A 19,651-nucleotide genomic window follows, 5' to 3' on the forward strand; every position below is an offset into this window, starting at 1 on the left:
CTGGCACGGAGTTAGCCGGTGCTTATTCTTTAGGTAACATCAGATTCAGTAGGTATTAACTACTAAACCCATTCTCCCTAACAAAAGTGCTTTACAACCCTAGGGCCTTCTTCACACACGCGGTATTGCTGGATCAGGCTTGCGCCCATTGTCCAATATTCCCCACTGCTGCCTCCCGTAGGAGTCTGGGCCGTGTCTCAGTCCCAGTGTGGCTGATCATCCTCTCAAACCAGCTAGAGATCGTCGCCTTGGTGAGCCATTACCTCACCAACTAGCTAATCCCACATAGGCTCATCTCTTAGCGCAAGGTCCGAAGATCCCCTGCTTTAAACCGTAGTCCACATCCAGTATTAGCTACCCTTTCGGGTAGTTATCCTAGACTAAAAGGTAGATTCCTATGCATTACTCACCCGTCCGCCACTCGCCACCAAAGAGTAAACTCTCCGTGCTGCCGTTCGACTTGCATGTGTTAAGCATACCGCCAGCGTTCAATCTGAGCCAGGATCAAACTCTTCAGTTTAAATCCTTAATAATGTTTTAAATCATCAGATCTAACCCATTTACTCAATTACTGCTACTATTCCCATTATTAAAAATAGTGCTGGAATTGTTTGGTTAGACTTCTATCTTTTTTGCTCTCGCAAAGCGATACAAGCCCCCATACAAACTTACTTAAGATTAATTTGTTAAAGAACGCTTAGTGAACAGTAAAAGTATTCATCACCCGAAGGTCCGTTTACTTGTTTCTCACTGCCCTAAGCAGACGAACAATACTACAGATCGAGATGCTTATTGTCAAATTTATTTTTGAAGTTTTTTAATCTTTTTGAAATCAGTTCTCAATGAATTTTTAAAGCCCATTAAAACCAACACTGAGACTAAACACTTCTAAATCTGACCGTTTTAAAAGTTAAAATAAAAATTAAACATAACTCCCAAAACCGCTCTCTTCTATGCCACCTCGAAAGGTGTCGTCTGAATCAAGAAGGAGAATTCTACACTCTTTTTGAGATCTTGCAAGGGGTTTTCTGAAATAATTTTACTATTTCCCCACAACAACACTTAACCACTTGTATCGAATAAGTATTACTGAATACTTATTTTATTATCATCCCTGCAACCCCTCAACATCACATCATGAGAATGAACTTATATATGATATCTAGGGATAAAGCATTTATTCTTCATTTTGTTTACAAATAAATAAAATAACCTAAACTTGATTTACATCTTAAGTCAATAGAGCTTAATTCAATATACTAGCTAGGGTATGTAATTTATAACTCATCAACAACTCATCCAATAATATAGCCCTCTTATTAATATTTTTTATAAGCCTATTTATATTCGATGCAATATCTCTTATCAAAACTATTCAATTTTCATATAGAGATCGATTCACTATGCTAGCTACAGTTCAAAAATAACTTATCCGTTACTTAAGGAGTATTAGTATATGCCTGACCACAAGAAACATTTCACTACCGCCGCTGGTGCACCTGTCGCAAACAACCAAGATGTCTTAACTGCCGGTCAACGTGGCCCTATGTTACTGCAAGATGTTTGGTTTCTAGAAAAACTCGCCCATTTTGATCGAGAAGTAATCCCTGAACGCCGTATGCATGCAAAAGGTTCTGGCGCATTTGGAACATTCACTGTCACTCATGATATTACCCAATATACTGCAGCGAAGCTCTTTTCAGAAGTAGGCAAACAGACAGAGATGTTTGTTCGCTTCTCTACAGTCGCCGGAGAACGAGGTGCAGCCGATACCGAGCGGGATATTCGTGGATTTGCAATGCGATTTTATACAGAGGAAGGAAATTGGGATTTAGTAGGTAATAATACTCCTGTATTTTTCTTTAGAGATCCGCTGAAATTTCCAGATCTAAACCATGCAATCAAACGTGATCCTCGCACTAATATGCGTTGTCCTAACTCAAATTGGGATTTTTGGACATCTCTTCCTGAAGCATTACATCAAATCACTATTACAATGAGTGATCGGGGTATTCCAAGATCTTATCGCCATATGCATGGCTTTGGTAGCCACACATTTAGCTTCATCAATGCAGAAGGCCAACGTTATTGGGTAAAATTCCATTTCCATACTCAGCAAGGTATTGAAAATATTACCGATGAAGAAGCTGAAAAAATCATCGGTAAAGATCGTGAGGCGAATCAAAAAGATCTCTATGAAGCAATAGAATCTGGCAACTTCCCTAAATGGGATATGTTTATCCAAGTAATGACTCTAGAACAAGCGGAAGCAATGGAGATGAATCCTTTTGATCTTACAAAAGTCTGGTACAAAAAAGATTTCCCATTAATTCCAGTGGGTACATTTGAACTTAATCGCAATCCTGATAACTACTTCCAGGATGTTGAACAAGCAGCCTTCAATCCTGCACATGTTGTTCCTGGAATCGGCTTCTCTCCAGATAGAATGTTACAAGGGCGCCTCTTCTCCTACGGCGATGCACAGCGTTATCGTTTAGGCGTGAACCATCATCAAATTCCTGTAAACTCTCCTCGTTGCCCTGTCCATAGTTATCATAGAGATGGCGCTATGCGGGTTGATGGTAACCAAGGTAGCCGTATTGCTTATGAGCCTAATAGCTACAATGAGTGGACGGAAGCTCGTCACCTCCAAGAGCCTGAATTGAGTTTAATGGGGCCGGCAAGTCGCTGGGATTTCCATGAAGATGATAATAATTACTTTGAACAACCGGGCAAACTCTTTATGTTGATGAGTGACGATGAGAAAGCAAGATTATTTGCAAATACAGCTCGTAATATGAACGGCTGTGAAACACATATTAAAGAGCGCCACATCAAACATTGTTATCAAGCTCACCCTGATTATGGTCGTGGCGTTGCCGAAGCGATGGAGATCCAAATTGAACCGCTTATTGCAACCCTAGGGTAATAAATCAAATTCAGCTTTGAATAGATAGAGAGATTATGGTCAACATAATCTCTCTTTTATCTCTAAGCCTTCTCTAAGCCACACTTTTTTCGCCTAACAATTGTATTAACCCCCCCAATGTTTGCATAGCCCGATCTAACCGATCATTCCATTTCATCCCATAATTCAAGCGAATATAGTGCTGATATTGTTGAGAGGCTGAAAATATTGGGCCTGGTGCAATACTAATATGATGTGTTAAAGCTTCATCATAGAGCGCTAATGCTAAAATATTAGCAGGTAATTTTAGCCACAAGAAATATCCTCCCTTTGGAACCATCACAATTTCAACTTGCGTAGGGAAATAACGATGAATTGCAGCAATCATTCTCTGCTGTGACTTTTGAAACTCTACTCGAAGCTTTGCTAAATGCCGGTCGTAATGCCGATGTTTTAAATAGTGAGTAATCGCTAACTGTGATGGCACTGACGGTGAGATTGTGGTCATTAACTTCAATCGTTCGATTTTAGTGGCATAACGCCCTGCCGCAACCCATCCCACTCTAAATCCTGGCGCTAGCGACTTACAAAATGAATCACAATGCAGAATCAACCCCTCTTCATCAAAGCTCTTTAAATAATCTGGTAACGCCGTCCCATAGTAGATCTCAGAATAAACATCATCGACAACTGCCGGAATTTGATATTTTTTAATCAGCTGATACAGCGCTTTTAAGCGACTCTTAGGCATCGTACTACCAACAGGATTTTGAAATTTCGTCATCAAGACGATCGCTTTCAAATCAAACTGCTCAATGGCTGATTCTAATTCTTCAATACGCATCCCCCACTCAGGATCAACCGGGATTTCTACTGCGCGCAACTGTAATCGCTCTAGAATCTGTAAGATTGCATAAAAACAGGGAGATTCTATCGCTACTATATCACCGGGGTTCGTGATTGCCTGTAGTGATAAACTCAATGCCTCCATAGCTCCACTTGTAATCACAATTTCTGAGGCATTGATCTTGAGACCATTTAAAAAGTAACGGAACTCAATTTGTCGTTTAAGCTCATTACATCCCCCATTCATATCAGTGACTAATTCATAAGGTGTTGAAGCTAAGTTATTCAGCCCCTTTGCCATACTTACCGCAAGATGATTAATCGGAAAGAGTTCAGGGCTTGGAAATGCCGAGCCAAAAGGAACATTGGTCTGATCTTTATGCGCATTTAAAACGGAGAAGATAAACTCACTCATCTCGACCTCTTGCCCTGTTAAAGGATCAACAGCAATCGGCTGAGTCATCGCTTTCATCTCGTTAAAAATCGGTGTAACATAAAAACCTGAACGCTCTTTAGCGTAGATAATACCTTGTGTTTCTAATAAATAATAAGCTTGTTGAATCGTTGCAGGACTCGCATCAAACATCTTACTCGCTTTACGAATCGAGGGAATCTTTTCCGCTGGCTGTAATATTCCTGATTGAATTAATTGGCTAATTTCATTAGCAATATTTTCATAACGTGTCATACATTCTTCCTTGAATAGACTTTATTCACCCATATAGCGAAAAAGTAATTACCTACCCTATATTTAAGACCTAATTTATTACCCTCTACATATGTTAATAAATTAATAAACTAGACCTCAGATTCCTTAAGGGCAATTGATCATTATAACAAGGCTTTTTTAATTTCCCGGGCAAACTTTCTATTTATTCACAATATTTACCATAATCACCCAGAGGAAGCACTCTATTTTATATAAATAATTACTAATAATTTCAAAAGGTTAAATTCAACGAAGTGATAGGAAATAAAATAAAATTAATCTATCTAACACATCAATGCTGAAATACTTTTCTCGCTCAACCTTGCTATTTTGCGCCCTTTTGCAACATTTTCCTGATTGTTCGATAAATGATGTGTTAATATGTAACTCCTCTATTTACCTAGCTTTTGCGCAACACCTTATTTAATAATCGATAATTACACCTGAAATGAATTGCGCATTTACTATTTCAAAATATCTATTTAGTTATTTTTTAATGCCTTTTACTATCCTATGCGCTTTAGCATTTTTAGGGTTCAATTTTTTACGCGCCGAAAATATGCTACTTTCTGGTTTTGGGACTATTAATATCCTGCTCCTTATCCTCATTCCTGGCTTATCATTTGCCAAACTTCTGAAGATATCACCGGCAGAAACCACGATTGGCATTTTGGTCATTAATCTATTTCTACTCTATATTACCTTTCTCCATCATACGAATCCTCTATTTCTACTTTTAGGACTAATAGTCACTTATATCCCCACATTTAAAATGTTAGGCGATGAGATATTGCAGCTTGGGTCATATATCACTAATCGTCCTCTATTTCGCAAAATATTTCATAAAATCCCAATATTACAGAATCATTATCATAAAGATCGGAATACCAAAAATTATACCCTTGCCGAGATTGATGAAATGGATGGGGAAAAATTTGAGCATTATGTGGCTAATCTCTTAGCGCTATATGAATTTAAGAATATTAAAGTTTCACCCTATAGCCAAGATCAAGGGCTCGATGTCTATGCCGAACATCAAGGCATTAAATACGGCTTTCAATGTAAACGTTGGGGGAAAAATATCCCGCTATCGGCCATTCAAGAGATTTATACCGCCAAAGAGCTCTATCAAATTGATCGAGCCATCGTCATTACGAATAGTGGGTTTACACGCGCGGCGATTAATGCAGCTTTAAAGCTCGACGTGATCCTCATCGATCGTAATCGCCTTGATGAGATGATTAGAAATATTCAAAATCCCGATCGCGGTCGACTTTTCTAATATATTACAGATGCTCCATTAACAGAGAGAAATTGAAAAATTCTGTAGATAAAATAAATTAAAGAGTTATGAATAAACTCGCAATCAAATTGATAAAAGAATATAAAAGAACATAAAAACACCACAATTAGTCAATTGTGGTGTTTGTCTTCTGCAGTTGATCTGTAGTACTGAAGCAGTAATAATTACGCCTCGTTCCAAATTTCTGTAACCAACATATCTACTGTATCTTGATCATTCTCAAAAGAGAACTCTACAGCATCCCGCTCTTTAAAGAGCACTGAATCAAATTCGGCCATCGGTACAACATTACCAGCAACGATTAAATCACAGGCATTGAAAACAGTAATTAATGTAAAATCACCACGACGTGTATAAAGCGCTTTTTTAGAGAGAGAAACATAATTCAGCTCATGACTTACAGCTTTATCGCGGCTCATGACGTTATAATCAAGCACAGGCCCATTGGCACTTAATACTTCTGCATGATCTCCGCCATCAAAGCGTAGAATTTCACCTTTGTAAGATAATGTTTTAGTCGTTTCACCAAGTTTAAGTTCGGCACTTTTCCCTGATAATACGCCTAAGCTTCGACTGACTTCAGGATAATGTGAAAAATGTCCCGGGAAGATAATCGAAGCTGCACTCACACGCCACTCAAAATTGGATAAGTCTGCATCTAATGGCCAAATCACGATCTCACGAGTGGTTCCAAGACCATTTTTCCAAGGTTTTTCCTCTAATGCACTGTAACGAATGAGTTCCATAATTAATTGTGTCCTCTATGTTATAAATATATTCTTGATTCTACTGTCACTACTGATACATCTATTAATATATTAAGTAACTATTAACTTCAATATTTTCTTGATAGTAATTATTTAACAATCTTAATGATTAAGATTACTACGACAATCATCATAAAAATTCTTCTGTGATTTTGCAAAGATTCTTCAATAAATATCAAAAGACACATTTAATAATAAGTAGGATAGCAGATATCAGAATGAGGATAGTATTCAAATCTAGATAAGAATTGCAGTGAATAATGACATGAACATGCTTTTATCAATCGTGATTAGTAGGTTTTCAATAGTTTTTCTAGTATAATTACCGGCAGTTATATTTAAAGGAGCAGTTACAGAATGTGTGGCATTTTTGGTATCGTAAGTCAAGAAGACAATATCCTCCCTACCTTATTAAAAGGTTTAGAACAATTAGAATATCGTGGTTATGATTCTGTCGGTATCGCCTTTTTATCCGATAATAAACTCAATCGTATTCGAGCGGTAGGTAGAACACAGAACCTCCTGACAGAAGCAGCTCACTATCAAAGCTCTATCGGCATTGGTCATACTCGCTGGGCAACCCATGGCGGTGTTAGTGTTGAAAATGCTCACCCGCACCAATCGCATAATTTGATGATTGTTCATAATGGTATTATTGATGACTATGAAACGCATAAACGTCGCTTAATCGAAAAAGGTTATCAATTCACTTCGGAAACAGATACCGAAGTACTTGCTCATCTTCTCCATGAAGCACAACAACAAGAGAAAGATCTGCTGTCTGCCGTAAAATCGGTCATTGCTACCATCTCCGGTAACTACGCTTTTTTAGTGATCGATGAAAATAATCCTTCACAAATCATTGCCACAGCGCAAGGCTGTCCACTTATTCTCGGCGTGAGTGAAAATGCGACCTATATCGCTTCTGATATTGCAGCTATTGTGAGTGAAACCAATCGTTTGATCTACCTTAATGCCGGAGATCTTCTTATTATGGAAGCAGGAAATATTCCTTACTTCCGTACACCTGAAGGCGTTGAATTAAGCGCAAAAGAGATCGAAGCTAAAATTCATATTACTGATCTCACTATTGAAAAACTTGATATCGGTACTTATGAGCACTTTATGCTCAAAGAGATTTTTGAGCAACCCGCGGTGATTGAAGCAACGGCACAATCTGCATTTAAAACCCAATTTGCGCCTGAAATCTTTGGCGACCGAGCTACAGAGATCTTCTCTAAAATTAAGCGTATTCAAATTTTAGCATGTGGAACCTCCTACTTTGCAGGTTTAGTGGCTAAATCTTGGCTAGAAGGTTTTGCAAAAATCCCCACAAGCGTTGAAATCTCTAGTGAATATCGTTATCGCGATATTATTATGGAAGAAGATACGCTTATCGTGACGATCTCACAATCTGGTGAGACACTCGATACTATTGAAGCAATGAATCATGCTAAAGAGAATGGCGCAATGGCAACGCTCTCAATCTGTAATGTCAAAGAGAGTGTTTTACCTCGTACAAGTGATTGTCGTTTCTATACAGAAGCTGGCATTGAAGTAGGCGTTGCCTCTACTAAAGCATTCACAACGCAATTAGTGGCGCTCTATATTCTTGCCAACACGCTTGCAAAACATCGTAATACGCTTGATCAACCTACATTATTGAGCCATTTACAAAAACTGCATGAATTGCCTGCAATGATTATTCAGAGCTTCAATTGCCAAGAAGATGCAAGTCAATGGGGAACGCTCCTTATTGAAGCAAAAAGCGCTCTCTACCTCGGCCGAGGAATCCATTTCCCCATTGCCGCAGAAGGCGCTTTAAAGCTCAAAGAAATCAGCTATATTCATGCAGAATCTTATCCTGCGGGTGAGTTAAAACATGGTCCGCTTGCGCTAGTAGATGAACATATGCCGATTATTGCGCTATTGCCACACGATGCACTTTTTGAAAAAGTCCGAGCAAATCTACATGAAGTATTAGCTCGTAAAGGGCAGCTCTTTATCATCACAGATAGCAAAGAACCTCTTGATGATCTAAAAGGTGCGCATATCATGCATGTACCAGAAGTGAGTGATAGCTTAAGCCCTATTCTATTAACAATTCCAGTACAATTAGTGGCTTATTATGCGGCGTTAGTACGTGGTGAAGATATTGATAAACCTAGAAACTTAGCGAAATCATTAACCGTTGAGTAGATTAGCAATCACTATTAATGTTGTAACAACTAAGATTTAATCAGTATTCAAATCATTAAAAAACTCTACTTCAATATGAACGTAGAGTTTTTTACTACCTAAAAATGCATTCGATGGAATAATCTAAATGCGAACTCACATAGGCGGGCTGTTATTTATACACAGCCTTTACTCTATTGCTATCACCTTTGCACTAATAGTCCCATCTGCAACTTGAATCGATAATGAGTCACCACTTTGTACCTGGGTAATACTCTTCACAATCTTGGTCGTCCCTTTTAAAGTTGTTACGGAATAGCCTCGCAATAAGACATTCAATGGGCTCAGCAGCGTCAATTTTTCAACACTAAATTGAAACTCTTGCCTGCATTGATCTAGCTTTATCTGCATAGCTCTCGTTAGACGTAAGGTTAACTCCTCTTTTGTAGTGGTCAATCTCTGATATTGTCTCTGCAATAACTGAGGAGATAAACGCTGTTCTAACGTTGATAATGTCTGCTTTTCTTTAGAAAGATGAGATTGCAATTGATGATTAAGGCGCTGTTGATAATAAATCAATTGCTGCCGAAAGTGTTGCAACTGTAATTTTGGCTCTTTGAGCTGTAGACGATGATAATACTGTTGAACCTTTGAACGTTGAGCCTCGATTTTAGTGACTATTCTGGCAATTAACTGCTCCTGATATTCGGCTAATATCTGATATAATTCATCCTTTGATTGTGAAGAATATTTAGCCGCAATAGAGGGTGTGGGCGCTCTAAGATCAGCGACAAAATCAGCAATTGTACTATCCGTTTCGTGACCTACACCGGTAATAATCGGAATATTCGATGCAAAAATCGCACGAGCAACAACCTCTTCATTAAAACACCATAGATCCTCAATACTACCGCCCCCACGAATCACTAACAGTAGATCGCAACTATTTTCATGATTTGCCCGTTCAATGGCACTTGCAATCTCTAACTCAGCGCCATTACCCTGTACTCTTGTTTCATAGAGTGTTAAAGGAATATCCGGCCGATGTTGCCGAAACACATTCAATACATCTTGTAGAGCAGCCGCCGTTGGAGATGTAATGATTCCGATTCTCTTTGGATGCTTAGGAACAGCTTTCTTATATTCTGGCGCGAAGAGGCCTTCTTGCGCTAACTTTAGTTTCAGCGCTTCAAATTGTAGATGTAGATCTCCTTTACCCGCCTCTTCTACACGGGAAATCACTAATTGATATTCTCCTCTCGGAGCATAGACAGTAATTTTGCCTGTGACTTTTACTTTTTGCCCATTTTGAATAAGCGCTCGATAAAGCATAGCTTGAGATCGCCAGATAACCCCCTTTACAACAGCTTGATCATCTTTCAAATTAAAATAGATATGACCTGATTGCGGAAAAGCGGCATTAGAGATCTCCCCTTCCACTTGACAGTAGAAAAGATTCCCTTCTAACAGCTCTCGAATCGTGGCATTTAATTTTGAGACACTCATCACAGAAGAGGAATCTGATGAATTATCAATAACACCATCTCTATTCATCATTGATGGACTTGTTCTGTGATTCCATAGATCGGGGAGTTTTCCTACCATTTATACAATCCTTCAGCTGATCAAATCTAAATATCTACGTGAACTATAGTAGTTATAGTCATTTTGATAAATTTTAGTGAGTGAATATTAACGCTTCTCATCCATTTTCGCTTCATCCCAATAACGATCTAATTCGGCTAAGGTCAGTGTCGTTAAAGGCTGATTAGCATGTCGCTCAATATAATTAAAACGACGTTTAAATTTCTGATTGGTTCTATTGAGTGCTTTTGAAGCATCTATCTCTAAAAACCGAGAGAGATTCACAATTGAAAAGAGTAAATCTCCTAATTCTGCCTCAATTTCATCCTTGTCTTTCAAGGCGATTGCTTCCATCAATTCAAGCTTCTCTTCATCCACTTTCGCAATCACATCTTCAATATGATCCCAATCAAACCCCACTTTAGCCGCTCGAGCTTGTAATTTTGTTGCTTGATCTAAAGCAGCTAATGCATTTGGAATACCCGATAATAGCGACTGATCCTCTAAAGCAGGCAATCCTTTCTCAGCGCGCTCTTCCGCTTTTATTCGCTGCCAATCAGCTTTCTGCTCTTCAATAGATAGATACTCTTTACCGGCAAATACATGAGGATGACGCCGGATAAGTTTCTGCTCTAACAAATGCATCACATCTTGAAAATCAAAATGACCTAATTCAGCCTCAATCTGGCTATGTAGTAGAACTTGAAATAACAGATCAGCGAGTTCCTCTTTAAGTGCTTCAGGATGATTCTCCTCAATAGCATCAATCACCTCAGCACCCTCTTCTTGTAGAAAAGGAATTAAAGTTTGATGAGTCTGCATCCGATCCCATGGGCACCCCCCCTCTTCCGAACGCAATTGTGAAACTACTTTCAAGAGGTTATCCAACTGCTCTCTCTTTTCCATCTACTATCCTTTCTAATCTTATTCATTCTTCTATCAATCGTGATCATCATAACAAAAAAAATAGAAAAAAATCTGGACAGATAACAAAAAGCTGATTACTTGACTTTTAGAGTTTTATCGATCTATTAAAAGATACCCACAGAACCTGTGGATAACTTTGGGGATAAATGTCTTAAAAAGATCAAAAGGGTCATACGAATGCTTACTTTGAATTAATGTCTAAAAATTAGACACCCTTATAACCCTCTAATAGCAGTCTATTTCAAGAATTGTAAAAACACTTTCTTGTAATATTGGGAAAAGTCACTGGTTGCTTAAACTTTGAAACATTGTGAATAAGTCAAGTCCTAAAAATAGAAAATTTAACCTAAATTTTTGCTCTCTAGCTTCTCATCAAAATTGCTCAATTTTTACGATAAAGATCAATTTTTTTATCTCTCCCAAAAATGAGGATTTTTTTCCTTCAAAATCATCTACCCATTCATCTATCCACGAATCTAGAAATCAATCTATTCTATAATTCTGTTCTATAATATTAATTTGTTATAATTGCTCTTTTGATCCTCAATAAAAGGTTCTTCTCAATGGATTATATTATTGTTATTCCAGCAAGACTTAAGTCTTCCCGTCTTCCACAAAAAATGCTACGTTCTTTAAATGGCAAACCGCTTATAGAGTGGACTTGGCGAGCAGCTCTAAAAAGCAGTGCTAAACAAGTGATCGTTGCCACTGATGATCAAGCTATTTACGATCATCTTACAACCATTGGCGCAACAGTAGTCATGACAGCTGATAATCATGAATCAGGCACAGATCGACTCAGTGAAGTTGCACAAAAGTTATCGTTTAATCCTGATGAAATAATCGTTAACTGGCAAGGAGATGAACCTTTTCTTCCCGCTCACTTTATTGATCTAGTGGCAGAATCATTAGCGAATAATCCATCAGTCGCCATGAGTACGCTTGCAACACCTATTTACGACTGGGCTGAGATTCAAGATCCCAATGCAGTGAAAGTTGTGTTAAATGAAGCCGATGAAGCACTTTATTTCTCCCGTGCGCCCATTCCTTATTTGCGAGGTGAAATGAAAACAGCAGGAACCATTACCGGAGAAACACCTTACCTTCGCCATCTTGGTCTCTATGCTTATCGCGCCGAATTTCTCTGCCAATATCCTCATTTAATCCCTTCGCCGCTAGAATCACTAGAAAAATTAGAACAATTAAGAGCACTTGCGAACAATTATAAAATCGCAGTAGCAATCTCGTTAAAATCTCCGCCTCCAGGCATCGATACAGAAGAAGATCTCGAGAAAGCCACAAGTTGGCTGACAGAACATCAAGCGCAGTCATTAAAATAGAAATAGGATAGATCCCATTATGTTCAGAAACAGTTCAATTCAACGTGCCTCTTCATGGCTATTTCGAAAACTTACACGCATTAAAACAACCTGGTTCAAAAACCTATTTATCACTCAATTTGCCAAACTCTACAAAATCGATTGGCAAGATTGCGTACGGCAAAAGCCACAAGAGTATCTCCACTTCAATGACTTCTTCACAAGAGAACTCAAAAAAGATGCTCGTCCCATTGCCGATAACGCGATTGTTTCTCCAGCAGATGGACGAATTGCGGCAGCAGGCTCTCTCTCTAACACAGATTTTATCAGAGCCAAAGGTCATGATTTTACCCTAGAAGCGCTCATTGCAGATCCATCTCTTGCAGAACTCTTTAGGGATGGCCATTTTGCAACAGTTTATCTCTCACCTCGTGATTACCATCGCATCCATATGCCTGTAAGCGGCAAGTTACTCCGTACCATTCATATTCCTGGAAAGCTCTATAGTGTTTCAATGAAGATGGCGGATAAAATCCCAACACTTTTTGCTGAAAATGAGCGCCTTGTATCCCTTTTTGAGACAGAGTATGGCAAAGTGATGGTCATTCTAGTAGGTGCGATTAATGTTTCAAGCATTGAAACTATTTGGGCTGGCACAATCACACCACCTTACGGTAAAGTATTGCAATATAGCGATTACCAACATGAAAATATCACCATCGAAAAAGGACAAGAGATGGGGCGCTTTAATATGGGGTCTACTGCAATTGTGATCACCGAGAAAGAGGGGTTATCACTGCTTACCAATATCCAAGAAGGTGCCGTCATTCGATTAGGTGAAGGACTACTCGATACCATAGCCCATTCAAATAGTGAAAAAACACCTGAAGAAAAATAGACAAACCTTACTCATTTCATTAATCACTCTTCCCTTTCAAAGAAAGAAGCGATATAATGCCGAGCTTGATTTTGACCTTTTATAACGATGTAATGGAAGTTGATTATAGATAGTGGTTTTCTATTACGAGAAACAACGATTCAATAATATGATTTCTATTTCTAATAAGAGGGCTTGGTCTCCTTGTCTTTTGTTTGGTGCAAAAGACTTTAAATATTTTTAAATCCATAAGGAGCATGAATAATGCGTCATTACGAAGTAGTTTTCCTGGTTCATCCAGATCAAAGTGAACAAGTTCCTGCAATGGTTGAGCGTTACAAAGCCATTGTGACTGACAATGGTGGTGCTATCCATCGTTTAGAAGATTGGGGCCGTCGTCAACTTGCTTACCCTATCCAAAAAATTCATAAAGCTCATTATATTCTAATGAACATTGAATGTGGCAAAGAAGCTTTAGCTGAACTTCAAAGCGCGTTCCGTTTCAATGATGCAGTCATCCGTGACTTAATCATCAATAAAGAAGAAGCGATCACTGAAGTTTCTGCAATTGCAGCAAAACCTGAGCGTACTACTGAAGTTCGCGAAGAAATCGAAGTTGAAGAAGATAGTGAAGAAGCAACAGATGCTGATGACAGCGCTGAAGCTTAATATTTCATAGCTATTTCTTAAATCTATTACAAAAGGTAAATAAATTATGTCACGTTTTGTTCGTCGTAGAAAATATTGTCGTTTTACCGCTGAAGGCGTTAAAGAGATCGATTACAAAGATGTTAATCTCTTAAAAAATTACATCACTGAAACTGGTAAAATTGTACCGAGCCGTGTAACGGGTACAAGCGCACGTTATCAGCGTCAACTTGCAACTGCAATCAAACGCGCACGCTACATTGCATTGCTCCCATATACTGATCAACACTAATCGTCCAAAGGGAGATACAATGAAAGTTATTCTTTTAGAAAAAATTGAAAATTTAGGTTCTCTTGGTGATACTGTCGATGTAAAACCAGGATATGCGCGTAACTATCTTTTACCACAAGGTAAAGCAACTGAAGCAACACCTGCAAACATTGAGCGCTTTGAAGCACGTCGTGCTGAGCTTGAAATGAAACAAGCAGATCTTCTTGCATCAGCAACTGCGCGTGGTGAGAAATTATCTGGTTTAGTGATGACTGTTGCTGCAAATGCAGGTTCTGAAGGCCGTTTATTCGGTTCAGTCACTGCACAAGATATCGCAACACACATTACTGAAGCAGGCGTTCCTGTTGATCGTAAAGAAGTGCGTATCAATGATGGTGCTATCCGTCATTTAGGTGAGCATATCGTTACACTTCACCTCCATGCAGATGTGAATGTAGAGATCACTGTAAACGTTATCGCAGAATAAATTATTGATAATTGTGCCCTACTCTTCATACGGTAAGGTACAATCATTCAAACTTAAAAATTAATAAAAATTCATCCTAAGACAATGAATCAACAAAAACCACTGATATGCTCAGTGGTTTTTTATTATCGAGGAGTTTATTCTCTAACTGTCTAGATCTTTAAATCTAATACCTACAGTTATCTATAACAAAAGGCCACTCTATTTGATTAGAATGACCTCTGATTCCATACGTAAATTTTACAAGTAGCTTCTATAACAAACTATTTAAAGTCTACTGATTAGTTTGCTTTACTCTTTTTCTCACGCGCATTACGGAAACGTTCAAAAAGTGCAGGGAAATTATTTAAAGACACTAAATGTGCAAATACCCATCCCAACATACCTTGTTTATTCAATGCGTGAAGCGTTTCACCATCTAATTCCATAAATTTAGCTTCATCAATGATATATACATTCTGTACTGCAAATGTTTCACCATCTGGGCTTTGAATAGTCACATTCTTGCTCTCGAACAAATTTTTCTCAGCTAATACTTTCACAAATTCTTGTGTACGCTTCATGTCAATATTGTAGCTAGAGAGTAATGCTAAAGCATTTTCTAAAAATGGGGTATTTTCACCTTTTTTTGTGAAAAGTGCTTCCCCTTTTTTCTTATCCCAACCTTCATAGTCGGCATCAATACAAACCGTTAACTGATCTTTTTTCCCAGTTTCTGCCAAAATAAATGGATAGCGACGGATAAATGCAGGAATATATGCATCTTTTTCCCATTGACCTGATGCATCAATAAAGAGATTTTTATCTTCTTCTAAGCCTGTTAATGCAACAGGGATATAGTTCTCGCCTTCTTTTAAAAAGATAACCGGATATTTAGTAGATGTGCTAAAAAACTCAATTCCGGCTAAAGGAATACAATGATTTTTAAGTGCGAAATTATATTGTTTGGTAGGCTGTAATTTTAAATTAACATGCTCCTCTTTTGATAAAGGTTCTACATTTTTATAAAAAAATACACTATTGGCCATCTCTTATCTCCTAGATAAAATTTTAAATATAGATAACAATTGAGGAAATATTAATATTTTAGCAAATCTAAAACTATTTTATATCAATATATTACTCATCGATTACGCAACCCGGCGTTGCTAAGGCAACATCCCGAATTGCTTCATAATATCGGACATATCCCGTACAACGACAGATATGTGGATCTAATGCTTCCTCAATAGCTTGCTCTAAATGAGCTCGCTTAATAGGTTCTCTATTTAATTTATCTAAAAATACTGTCGCTCCCGCCACAAACCCCGGCGCACAATAACCACATTGAAATGCAAAATTATCAATAAAGGCTTGCTGAATAGGCGTTAATTGCAACTCACCATTCTTATCCTCTATTGCTTGCCCTTCGATTGTCACAATATTTTTACCCGCAAAGAAATGAGCGCCATAAATGCAAGTTCGTAACTCTTCTTTACTTCCATCAGGTAGAATCTCAACAACAGTACAGGCATGACAAATCCCCTGTCCGCAACCAAAATGGGTTCCTGTTAAATCTAGATACTCATGTAAAAAATCGATCATTAACATATTTTCAGGAACATCCATCGGTCCGATCAATTTACCGTTAATTGTTAAGGTTAAGGGCTTTTTCACTAATAATGCCGAGATTTCTTGATTGATCTGTTCACGATCTTTCGCTGTTAAATCAGTAATTTGTGCCATAGAGGCTGAAGTTGTCTCTTTCATTATGCGTTATCCTCTTCTGCTAAAGCCGCTAAAATCTTCTCTGCTGTTACAGGGAACTGATAGAACCGTTTACCTGTCGCATGCGTCAACGCATTCCCTACTGCAGGTAAAATAGGAATCATTCCTAATTCTGCCATTCCTTTCGGTGGAGAGGTTTCTGATAAAGGCGGAAGATAATCTGCACTTTGACTCCAAACGGCAACTTCACTTGCTCGTGGTAAATGATAACGGTTAAAATTCCAAGTCCCATCACCTGGCCCATCTGCATACAAAGGGAGCTCTTCATAAAGCGCATGCCCAATACCCATCGCTGTTCCACCTTGTACCTGTCCTGACACTAACTCTGGCACAATCATTTTTCCAGGGTTCATCATCATATGGTGATGTAAAATTTTCACCTCTCCTGAGGCTCGATCTACATCTAATGCTACGATACAAGATGCCGGGGTTACTGTCGTAGGATCAGCGCCTGAACGATCTGTCGGCGGGAAGAATGCTTCTGTACGCTTAATAAAATCATAGCCGCCCGTTGTCATTCGATCTTTCAATTTTTGAGGTGCGCCATCTCCATACTTAACAGCGAGCGCATCTAATGGCAATCGTCTACTACCGACTGTCGGAATATCAAATTCCGCTTCAGCCCATTGCCAACTTGAATAAGCATGTACAGCAACGCCTGTAATAAGCCCCATCTCGTGTGCTTTTTTCGCTAAAACTTCAAATGGAATCGGAGGCATTCCTCCTCCCGTTAACCCCTCTTCTGTGACTCGCAGATCTTCAACTGTTACATGTAGGCTATTCATCACTCCGCCACCATAGCCCTCACTCCAAATAGCTTTCGCTGCAGGCCAGAGGCTATTTTCAAGCAAAAACTTACCTGCTTGTCTTGTACCAAATCCGATATAGTAGACCCCACTCGAAGAGCTCATATCTGGAATTAAGCCTGGCGTCCAATAAGGATCTGTTTTTGCAAGCTTATCTTGTTGTTTCTGATCAGCCCAACTCGTATGAAGCGGTAATTCCTCAAATTCTGTAACACCAAACTCCACATAATCGGGGGCTTTCCCTAAGGCTTGCCACACCATTACCTGTTGTGAAGTCGTTCCACCTGTTCCAATCTCTTGCACACAATGGCGCATAGAGAGTCGACCCTGAGCATCAAACTCTAAAGAAAGAATAGTCGGCACACCACTTGATCCATATACCTGTTGAACATGGGCAAAGCCAACGCCATATAGATGACCCGGGTTCTTTGCCTCATACGCCTTTTTGTCAGCTTCTCGATTTTGCCATAAGGGATATTTTGCCGCCATATCAAGCATCTCAATATTACGAGGATCGCCGGCAAAAACACCACCTTGTGTATTCACATAGCCTGTTTTTACCGCATTTCGCCGACGAAGCTCAATCGGATCTATTTTTAGTTCATTGGCAATTTCATCCACCATCAATTCTGTAATAGCCATCGATTGCAAAGAACCAAAGCCTCGCATTGAACCCGCTTCAACTGCTGGCGTTGCCATTGCCAGCGCGGTAAGATCGGATTTTGGGAAATAGTAGATGGATTGCGCACCACGAACTGCTACATGAGAAACGGCGACAGATAAATTCTCTCGACCACCCCCATTACAACTGTAGGTCCCTTTTAAGATCTCAAATTGTCCACTTTGACGATCAACACTGATCGCTACATCCATCTCAACGGCATGTCGCTTCATTCCCATTTGGAACTGTTCATAACGGTTATTGGCCATTCTAACTGGCAATCCACCGCTATAGAAGCTCGCCGCCATCGCATAAATAGGATAGACAGAGTAATCTTTAGAACCATATCCCACCGTTGATCCGGTTAATAGCACAATATTCTTCACATCGGGATGAAAATGACTATTCTTAACTAGATCAGCTGCCATAGTAGCAACACCCGCCGGTGATTGAGTGGCGGTTAAAATATGAAGCGTTTGTGTTGAAGCATCATACCAACTATTACAGTTATCCGGTTCCATCGCCGATGGGTCAATAGATTGTGAAAAACCTTGACGCTGTAATACAAATTTATCAGGATTATGAGTCGCAGCTTCTAACTCTTGACTAATTGCATCAGCATGTTCCATCGCAACACGCTGAATCTCAGGTTTTTCATCTGCCTTTTTAAGCGCACGAATAAACCCACCGCTACGTTCTTTATGCAATAAACTAGGCACTAACATTGGAGCCGCGATTGCTTCAGGAGGCCAAACGACATTATTACCATCAAATACCCCTTTAATCGCCGAATCTTGATAAGGCGAAAAAACAGAAGGCGAGGTTGGTGTTTCACCGCCAATACGGACATATCGTGCAGCACCATAATTTTTAGGAGGTTTAATCCCTGTTTCTTCGCCATACAGCACGACATCATCTCGGAATTGTAACCGACGATAAGCAGCACTATAACGATCAAAATCTTTGTAGATTAAAATTGCGACAGGATGACCATAGATAGGGGGCGTTTCCCCTTTAGGCACTAAAATATTCTCCCCATAAAACTCAGACCCCATTCCGGTATCTCGTGGAATATTAAGGCCATCTTGGATAAGATCTTCCTGTAAAACTAATCGATCTGGTTGTAACTCATCCCCTAAAAGAGAGAGATTAATTCCCTCAAAAGTTCGATCAGCTTGAGTACTTTTTAACATAAAAGCATATGCTTGTTCCTGTGGCCAGCCGGGGATATCTTTCGCGCGATAATCTCTAGCAAAGTTCTTCTGCCCAGTGACTTTACGAATAGCATCCCAGCGATATTTAACTTTACCATCTCGACCAATCCAATCGGTAGAGGTTACACCTGAATTCATCTCCGTTGCATAGGCCATCGGTAATTTACCAACCATAACAGTAATACCGGCAATAACACCCAACTTAATAAATCCACGACGTGAGATCCGCATACTCATCGACTTATCCCCTATAACAGTGAAAGGAACACAACCTTAATATTTTGCTATCTGCCCATATTTTCAAAAGATATATTCGTGAGAGATATATTTTAAGAGTTATATTCTTAAAGAATATATTGCAATATGATGTTTAAAACAG

Annotated in this window: 15 protein-coding genes and 1 rRNA gene; 8 read left to right on the forward strand and 8 right to left on the reverse strand. The window is 39.0% G+C overall.

What is annotated here, in order from left to right; translation table 11 throughout:
- Positions 1 to 520, reverse strand: a 16S ribosomal RNA gene (locus DC083_RS00005); the annotation flags it as partial.
- A 936-nt stretch (positions 521 to 1,456) separates the two neighbouring features.
- Between DC083_RS00005 and DC083_RS00010 the strand changes: the two genes are divergently transcribed.
- Positions 1,457 to 2,929, forward strand: a complete 1,473-nt coding sequence (locus DC083_RS00010) for a catalase (protein WP_109188262.1) — start codon at positions 1,457 to 1,459, stop codon at positions 2,927 to 2,929.
- Positions 2,930 to 3,002: 73 nt separating this feature from the next.
- Here DC083_RS00010 and DC083_RS00015 read toward each other — a convergent pair whose 3' ends face one another.
- A complete protein-coding gene (locus DC083_RS00015) occupies positions 3,003 to 4,442 on the reverse strand; it encodes an aminotransferase-like domain-containing protein (RefSeq protein WP_109188263.1) in 1,440 nt (479 codons plus the stop codon).
- A gap of 517 nt (positions 4,443 to 4,959) precedes the next feature.
- Between DC083_RS00015 and DC083_RS00020 the strand changes: the two genes are divergently transcribed.
- Complete coding sequence (locus tag DC083_RS00020) at positions 4,960 to 5,745, forward strand: restriction endonuclease (protein ID WP_157954848.1); 786 nt, start codon at positions 4,960 to 4,962, stop codon at positions 5,743 to 5,745.
- 185 nt (positions 5,746 to 5,930) lie between these two features.
- On the opposite strand, the gene DC083_RS00025 is transcribed toward DC083_RS00020, so the two are convergent.
- Positions 5,931 to 6,512, reverse strand: a complete 582-nt coding sequence (locus DC083_RS00025; protein WP_109188265.1) for a HutD/Ves family protein — start codon at positions 6,510 to 6,512, stop codon at positions 5,931 to 5,933.
- 378 nt (positions 6,513 to 6,890) lie between these two features.
- Between DC083_RS00025 and glmS the strand changes: the two genes are divergently transcribed.
- Positions 6,891 to 8,732, forward strand: coding sequence for a glutamine--fructose-6-phosphate transaminase (isomerizing) (gene glmS, locus DC083_RS00030; protein ID WP_109188266.1), 1,842 nt, complete (start codon positions 6,891 to 6,893; stop codon positions 8,730 to 8,732).
- A gap of 168 nt (positions 8,733 to 8,900) precedes the next feature.
- On the opposite strand, the gene xseA is transcribed toward glmS, so the two are convergent.
- Positions 8,901 to 10,316, reverse strand: a complete 1,416-nt coding sequence (gene xseA, locus DC083_RS00035) for an exodeoxyribonuclease VII large subunit (RefSeq protein ID WP_109188267.1) — start codon at positions 10,314 to 10,316, stop codon at positions 8,901 to 8,903.
- 87 nt (positions 10,317 to 10,403) lie between these two features.
- Positions 10,404 to 11,201 (reverse strand): nucleoside triphosphate pyrophosphohydrolase, encoded by a 798-nt coding sequence (gene mazG / locus DC083_RS00040; RefSeq protein WP_109188268.1) that lies wholly within the window; start codon positions 11,199 to 11,201, stop codon positions 10,404 to 10,406.
- Between the two features lie 584 nt (positions 11,202 to 11,785).
- On the opposite strand from mazG, the gene kdsB reads away from it, so the two are divergent.
- The 5 genes from kdsB (at position 11,786) to rplI (ending at position 14,824) form a co-directional block, all read left to right on the forward strand.
- The gene (gene kdsB, locus DC083_RS00045) at positions 11,786 to 12,562 is read left to right on the forward strand and encodes a 3-deoxy-manno-octulosonate cytidylyltransferase (RefSeq protein ID WP_109188269.1); all 777 of its coding nucleotides are present in this window, start codon (positions 11,786 to 11,788) and stop codon (positions 12,560 to 12,562) included.
- Between the two features lie 19 nt (positions 12,563 to 12,581).
- Positions 12,582 to 13,439 carry an archaetidylserine decarboxylase gene (gene asd, locus DC083_RS00050; protein WP_109188270.1) on the forward strand — a complete coding sequence of 286 codons (858 nt, stop codon included), beginning with the start codon at positions 12,582 to 12,584 and terminating at the stop codon, positions 13,437 to 13,439.
- Between the two features lie 243 nt (positions 13,440 to 13,682).
- Positions 13,683 to 14,087: a 30S ribosomal protein S6 gene (gene rpsF, locus DC083_RS00055; protein WP_109188271.1), complete on the forward strand. Its 405-nt coding sequence runs from the start codon at positions 13,683 to 13,685 to the stop codon at positions 14,085 to 14,087.
- Between the two features lie 46 nt (positions 14,088 to 14,133).
- Positions 14,134 to 14,358: a 30S ribosomal protein S18 gene (rpsR, locus tag DC083_RS00060; RefSeq protein ID WP_026879079.1), complete on the forward strand. Its 225-nt coding sequence runs from the start codon at positions 14,134 to 14,136 to the stop codon at positions 14,356 to 14,358.
- A 19-nt stretch (positions 14,359 to 14,377) separates the two neighbouring features.
- Positions 14,378 to 14,824, forward strand: a complete 447-nt coding sequence (gene rplI / locus DC083_RS00065; protein ID WP_109188272.1) for a 50S ribosomal protein L9 — start codon at positions 14,378 to 14,380, stop codon at positions 14,822 to 14,824.
- A gap of 281 nt (positions 14,825 to 15,105) precedes the next feature.
- Here the strand turns inward: rplI and DC083_RS00070 are convergent, their stop codons facing one another.
- From DC083_RS00070 to DC083_RS00080, 3 genes are all read right to left on the reverse strand, one after another.
- Positions 15,106 to 15,852: a SapC family protein gene (locus tag DC083_RS00070; protein WP_109188273.1), complete on the reverse strand. Its 747-nt coding sequence runs from the start codon at positions 15,850 to 15,852 to the stop codon at positions 15,106 to 15,108.
- Between the two features lie 91 nt (positions 15,853 to 15,943).
- Positions 15,944 to 16,432 (reverse strand): (2Fe-2S)-binding protein, encoded by a 489-nt coding sequence (locus DC083_RS00075; protein ID WP_229822269.1) that lies wholly within the window; start codon positions 16,430 to 16,432, stop codon positions 15,944 to 15,946.
- Positions 16,433 to 16,572: 140 nt separating this feature from the next.
- Positions 16,573 to 19,509, reverse strand: a complete 2,937-nt coding sequence (locus tag DC083_RS00080) for a xanthine dehydrogenase family protein molybdopterin-binding subunit (protein ID WP_109188274.1) — start codon at positions 19,507 to 19,509, stop codon at positions 16,573 to 16,575.
- Positions 19,510 to 19,651: the final 142 nt, after the last annotated feature.

It is taken from the genome of Ignatzschineria ureiclastica (assembly GCF_003121845.1).
GTDB lineage: Bacteria > Pseudomonadota > Gammaproteobacteria > Cardiobacteriales > Wohlfahrtiimonadaceae > Ignatzschineria > Ignatzschineria ureiclastica.

Coding starts and splice junctions, on each gene's coding strand:
- rpsR (WP_026879079.1), top strand. CDS start 14,134: ATGTCACGTTTTGTTCGTCGTAGAAAATATTGTCGTTTTACCGCTGAA.
- rplI (WP_109188272.1), top strand. CDS start 14,378: ATGAAAGTTATTCTTTTAGAAAAAATTGAAAATTTAGGTTCTCTTGGT.
- xseA (WP_109188267.1), bottom strand. CDS start 10,316: ATGGTAGGAAAACTCCCCGATCTATGGAATCACAGAACAAGTCCATCA.
- DC083_RS00070 (WP_109188273.1), bottom strand. CDS start 15,852: ATGGCCAATAGTGTATTTTTTTATAAAAATGTAGAACCTTTATCAAAA.
- DC083_RS00015 (WP_109188263.1), bottom strand. CDS start 4,442: ATGACACGTTATGAAAATATTGCTAATGAAATTAGCCAATTAATTCAA.
- DC083_RS00010 (WP_109188262.1), top strand. CDS start 1,457: ATGCCTGACCACAAGAAACATTTCACTACCGCCGCTGGTGCACCTGTC.
- glmS (WP_109188266.1), top strand. CDS start 6,891: ATGTGTGGCATTTTTGGTATCGTAAGTCAAGAAGACAATATCCTCCCT.
- DC083_RS00080 (WP_109188274.1), bottom strand. CDS start 19,509: ATGAGTATGCGGATCTCACGTCGTGGATTTATTAAGTTGGGTGTTATT.
- DC083_RS00075 (WP_229822269.1), bottom strand. CDS start 16,432: ATGGATGTTCCTGAAAATATGTTAATGATCGATTTTTTACATGAGTAT.
- DC083_RS00020 (WP_157954848.1), top strand. CDS start 4,960: ATGCCTTTTACTATCCTATGCGCTTTAGCATTTTTAGGGTTCAATTTT.
- asd (WP_109188270.1), top strand. CDS start 12,582: ATGTTCAGAAACAGTTCAATTCAACGTGCCTCTTCATGGCTATTTCGA.
- DC083_RS00025 (WP_109188265.1), bottom strand. CDS start 6,512: ATGGAACTCATTCGTTACAGTGCATTAGAGGAAAAACCTTGGAAAAAT.
- kdsB (WP_109188269.1), top strand. CDS start 11,786: ATGGATTATATTATTGTTATTCCAGCAAGACTTAAGTCTTCCCGTCTT.
- mazG (WP_109188268.1), bottom strand. CDS start 11,201: ATGGAAAAGAGAGAGCAGTTGGATAACCTCTTGAAAGTAGTTTCACAA.
- rpsF (WP_109188271.1), top strand. CDS start 13,683: ATGCGTCATTACGAAGTAGTTTTCCTGGTTCATCCAGATCAAAGTGAA.